The organism is Pseudothioclava arenosa (assembly GCF_002358085.1).
Taxonomy (GTDB): Bacteria; Pseudomonadota; Alphaproteobacteria; order Rhodobacterales; family Rhodobacteraceae; genus Pseudothioclava; species Pseudothioclava arenosa.
Genome location: NZ_NTJD01000021.1, coordinates 1 through 2,102, shown reverse-complemented (window position 1 = coordinate 2,102; position 2,102 = coordinate 1). Strand labels below are relative to the sequence as shown.

General features: G+C 67.6%; 2 protein-coding genes and 1 pseudogene. All 3 read right to left on the bottom strand.

All coding sequences use genetic code 11. From position 1 onward, the window contains the following. A partial coding sequence (locus tag CLN94_RS13775) for an NAD(P)-binding protein (RefSeq protein ID WP_143598941.1) occupies positions 1–153 on the bottom strand: 153 nt, incomplete at its 3' end. After that, a complete protein-coding gene (locus CLN94_RS13770) occupies positions 153–1,949 on the bottom strand; it encodes an acyl-CoA dehydrogenase (RefSeq protein WP_096434592.1) in 1,797 nt (598 codons plus the stop codon). The genes CLN94_RS13775 and CLN94_RS13770, both read right to left, overlap by 1 nt. Before the next feature lie 15 nt (positions 1,950–1,964). Further along, a pseudogene (locus tag CLN94_RS13765) lies at positions 1,965–2,102 on the bottom strand (electron transfer flavoprotein subunit alpha/FixB family protein); the annotation flags it as partial.

Genomic DNA, 2,102 nt, shown 5'->3' with positions numbered 1-2,102 from the left:
CTCAGAGCCCTTCTCAAGCACAACAACCTGAAGATCAGGGGCGATCTGCTTCAACCGGATCGCCGCAGACAGACCCGAAGGACCCCCACCAACGATCACGACATCATATTCCATCGACTCGCGTGCGGGGGCTGTCTGCGGCGCGCCGGTCATCACTCGGCCCCCAGATCGGCGGCGCTGAGCGCCACCACGGCTTCGGCACCGCCGGTGACCTGCTGCAGGAGCGCGCGCGCCTGCGGGAAGGCCTGGGTGCGGTAGAACTCGGCAAAGCGCAGCTTGGCGGGCAGGAAGGCCGCCCCGTCGCCAGCATCGATTCGCGCCTGCGCGGCCAGCGCCGCATCCGCCATCGCCCATTGGCCAAGGCAGGTGCCCGCCAGCTCCAGCATCGCCGTGGCCGAGGCCTGCGGCAGCTGCATGTTCGCGCGCGCATTGGCGAGGATCCAGTCGCTCGCGCCTTGCAGGATCTCGATCGCCTCGGCCATCGAGGACGCCATCGAGGCCCAGTCCGCCGCGCCGGTCGTCGCGGTTTCGAGCCGCGCCAGCGTGGCGGACATCTCGGCGATCAGCTCACCCATCGCCAGGCCCTTGTCGCGGATCAGCTTGCGCCCGATCAGGTCGAGCGCCTGGATGCCGGTGGTGCCTTCGTAAATCGTGGTGATCCGGGCGTCGCGCAGGTGCTGCGCCGCGCCGGTCTCCTCGATGAAGCCCATGCCGCCATGCACCTGCACGCCGAGCGAGGCCGAGACATTGCCCATCTCGGTCGACCAGCCCTTGACCACCGGGATCAGCAGGTCAAGCCGACGCTGCGCGCGGGCTGCCTGTTCCGGGTCGGCGCTGCGGGTCGCGATATCGAGCGCCGAGGCCGCGCGATAGGCCAGCACGCGGGCCGCCTGCGTGCGCGCCTTGATCAGGCCCAGCATGCGGCGCACATCCGGGTGCGCGATAATCGCGACCGAGCCGTCAACGCCGGCCTGACCGCCCTGCTTGCGCTCGGCGGCATAGGCCACGGCGTGCTGGCCGGCGTGCTCGGCGATGCCGATGCCCTGCAGGCCGACGCCGAGGCGCGCGCTGTTCATCATCGCGAACATGTAGGCCAGACCCTGATGGGGCTCGCCCACCAGATAGCCGATCGCGCCGCCATTGTCGCCGAAGGCCAGCGTGCAGGTCGGGCTCGCGTGGATGCCCAGCTTGTGCTCGATCGAGACGCAGCGCACGTCGTTGCGCTCGCCCAGGCTGCCGTCCGCGTTCACCATGAATTTCGGCACCACGAAGAGCGAGATCCCCTTCACCCCCTCGGGCGCATCGGGCAGACGCGCGAGCACGAGGTGGATGATGTTCTCGGCCATGTCATGTTCGCCGTAGGTGATGAAGATCTTCTGCCCCGAGACGCGGTAATGGTCGCCCTCGGGCACGGCCTTCGACCGGATCGCAGCCAGATCCGAACCGGCCTGCGGCTCGGTCAGGTTCATGGTGCCGGTCCAGTGGCCGGTGACGAGGTTCGGCAGATAGGTGTCGCGCAGCTCGTCCGCGGCGTAATGTGCCAGCGCTTCGATCGCGCCCTGCGTCAGCAAGGGGCAGAGCTGAAACGCCGTGTTCGCGCCGTTGAACATTTCCTGAATGCAGGCGTTCACCGCCGCAGGCAGGCCCATGCCGCCGTGATCGGGGTCGGCGGTGGGGCTGTTCCAGCCCATCTCGACCAGCTGCTGATAGGCCTCTTTCCAGCCGGCGGGCGTGGTCACCTCGCCCGCGTCAAAGCCGAGCCCGGCCTCGTCGCCGGTGCTGTTCAGCGGCGCCAGCACTTCGCCAGCGAATTTCGCCGCTTCCTCAAGGATCGCGGCAACGGTGTCGGGGGTCGCGTCTTCAAGGCCGGGCAGCTGCGAAAGGCCTTCGAGGCCGCACAGGTCCTCGAGCACGAAGATCATATCTTGAAGCGGGGCTTGGTAGCTCATGGAAATTCTCCTGGCTCAGATTTTGCCGGTCAATTCGGGGACGGCGTCGAAGAGGTCTGCGACGAGGCCGAAGTCGGCGACCTGGAAGATCGGGGCCTCTTCGTCCTTGTTGATCGCGACGATGATTTTCGAGTCCTTCATCCCCGCGAGGTG